The following is a 2,475-nucleotide window of genomic DNA, read 5'->3' on the forward strand; positions in this document are numbered from 1 at the left end:
AGTATTCTTTCGTAAATTTCATCAAAGTTGTGCATCTTAATTGTTTTGTCGTTATTACAATTTACTGCCATTGAGCAGTTTGCACAACTTTTTATATCTCAATCAAAATGCACAACGGGTTTTCTAAAATAAAATCTCCCCCTATTTCAGTTAAATCACTAAATATTGATAAATTGATAATGTCAGTAGAATTTAGTGAAGTTTCTATTCTTAAATCTCCAGTGATTTCTGTATATATTTCAAGAAGGTCAACTTCTGCTTGAGAATTAACTATAATATCTCCATTAAAAATGTTCTCAGTTGGTTCAGGATTATTATCTTCTGATGAACAGTTTAATAAGATTAAGCAAAAAAGTAAATTTAGTAATGTTTTAATTTTCATAAAGATTGGTTTTTAATTTTTGCTAACGATTAGTATATGGCAAGTAGGGCAATAGAAAGCGATAAACTTTCAAGTTTGCACTGAGCTAAATCGTTGTATTTTGTTTTTAATTTATTCATTTTAAAAGCCAAATACAACGATTTGGCGGTGTTCGTTGATATTCCGGGTTTATAACATAAGCAGCTAAACCCGTATTGTTTATAGGTTTTGTTGTAAAACGTTTTATTTTAGACTTAATTAATTGATTCAGCCATTAAAAGTATTTCTTTATTAATTATTTCGGCATTTTCTTTTTTTGTGATTATTGAACCATGATTTGCATCAATAAAAAATTGTTTCCCATTTTTAGATAATTCTTTCAGTTCTTTTTGCAATTCGAACCATAATTGCAATTCTTTATCGGGATCAATACCTTGTCTTTTATATTTTTCTTTCTGAAATCCACTGTATTCTTCTGCTGCCGTAAAGACCAAAACGGGCAAAGAATCTAAATCACTGACTTGACCTACTGCTTGTAATAGAATCTTGTCAACAAAATTATATTCTTTTACCATCCTGCGTAAAACCTTTCCAGAATTTAAATAAAGGGCACGATAACGGGTTTGGCAATCTTTTGGTAGGTCATCATTGACATTAAGTAATGAGCCAAATAACTGGTCTACAAGTCCTAATATTCCCATATCAGCAAGTATTGACATATATTTTTGAACGTCTTGTTTTTTTGGCGAATCTGTTTGTGCCAATCGGTCTATTTGTTCAGGATGACTCGAATCCAGGAAGACCATTCCTTTTACTTCATTTAGATATAGGTCTCTGAATATTCGATTATAAGGACCTCCCATAGAGTGGCCTGCTAATATATATGGTGGTTTTTCACCACTTTTTTCAAGTAATTGATGTAATTGGTGCGCATAAAATTCTGGTGTAATACTGTCATTACTTGATTCGCTAAACCATTTTCCTTCTCTATCATATCTGACAACTCTCATGTTTTTTTTCAATCCTATTGTAATCCAGTGAAATACATCTGTATCTCCTCCTGCACCTGATTCAAGAATAAGAGTTGGTAAATCATTTTTCTGTCCTTCTGCTCTTATATGAAGTTTAGTTCCATTGACATCAACCAGTTTTCCTGGTGGAATTGGATTTGAACTAAATACTCTGAAGCATAAACCTGATATCAATATCAGAATTATAAGTCCAGCTAAAATTTTACCAATCCACTTGATTATTTTCAGAATTAATTTCATCGTAGGTTTTTCGTAAATGTTTTACAACGATCTAGTGTATGATTAGTTGCGGACTTTTCCAACGGAAAATGTCCGCCCGTGCCTAAAGATAATTGATTGCAAGGGATTCCGTTTTAGGAATCCAGCCGCAATTAATTATACACCGTGTTAGCAAACGTTTTTATTATTTCAGCGTAGTTTTCCACTTTTATTTTTCCGTTTGTCGGAATCATGTTTTGCCACACCCAATTGTAATGTTCAATTACTTTTTCCGCACTTAAATGAGGTCTTTCTCCCGTTGTATGTCCGTCGGCAACTACGGTTACGTCATAATCTTTTGTCAGGGCAGATTGAATCGTGGATTCTACGCAAAAATCTGTTGCACAACCAGTAATTAGCAATTCCTGTGTTTTCAGTTCCAAAAGTTTGTCCTGAAGTCCAGATTTGTAAAATACATCGTTTGCATACTTGTCCAGTCGAATGTCAGTCGGTTTGATATTAAGTTCGTCCAACAATTCCCATTCCCACGAATTTTTTTCAAATTCCCCAGTAGCATTTCCATCGTGTTGTATAAAAAATACTGGAAAGTCCATTTTGCGGAAAAAGTCCGCAAGTCCATTTATTCGGTTTACGACTCCATTTGTATCAAATCGAGGGGTTATGGGCGTAAAAGAACCTTTTTGCATATCAATTACCAAAAGAGCTTTTTTAGTTTTCATCAATTTGATTTAAATGTTTGCTAACGGTTTTGTATATGATTTCGTTGCGTGTTTCAGCAACTAATTTAGCAAATACAAACCGAATAGAAAATCCGCGAGGATTTTCGTAAGTAGGAGTGTACTAGCAATGAATTATATACGTTGT

At 33.3% G+C, this 2,475-nt stretch carries 3 protein-coding genes; all 3 read right to left on the bottom strand.

Annotated elements, in window-relative coordinates:
- Positions 1-91: 91 nt before the first annotated feature.
- Entirely contained in the window at positions 92-382 is a 291-nt protein-coding gene (locus tag ACKWB9_RS15605) for a hypothetical protein (RefSeq protein ID WP_414003939.1), read from the bottom strand.
- A 233-nt stretch (positions 383-615) separates the two neighbouring features.
- Positions 616-1,632 carry an alpha/beta fold hydrolase gene (locus tag ACKWB9_RS15610; protein WP_414003940.1) on the bottom strand — a complete coding sequence of 339 codons (1,017 nt, stop codon included), beginning with the start codon at positions 1,630-1,632 and terminating at the stop codon, positions 616-618.
- Between the two features lie 131 nt (positions 1,633-1,763).
- Positions 1,764-2,330: a cysteine hydrolase family protein gene (locus tag ACKWB9_RS15615; protein ID WP_414003941.1), complete on the bottom strand. Its 567-nt coding sequence runs from the start codon at positions 2,328-2,330 to the stop codon at positions 1,764-1,766.
- Positions 2,331-2,475 lie beyond the last annotated feature (145 nt).

Origin of the sequence: Maribacter spongiae (genome assembly GCF_047345125.1) — a bacterium.
Taxonomy (GTDB): domain Bacteria; phylum Bacteroidota; class Bacteroidia; order Flavobacteriales; family Flavobacteriaceae; genus Maribacter.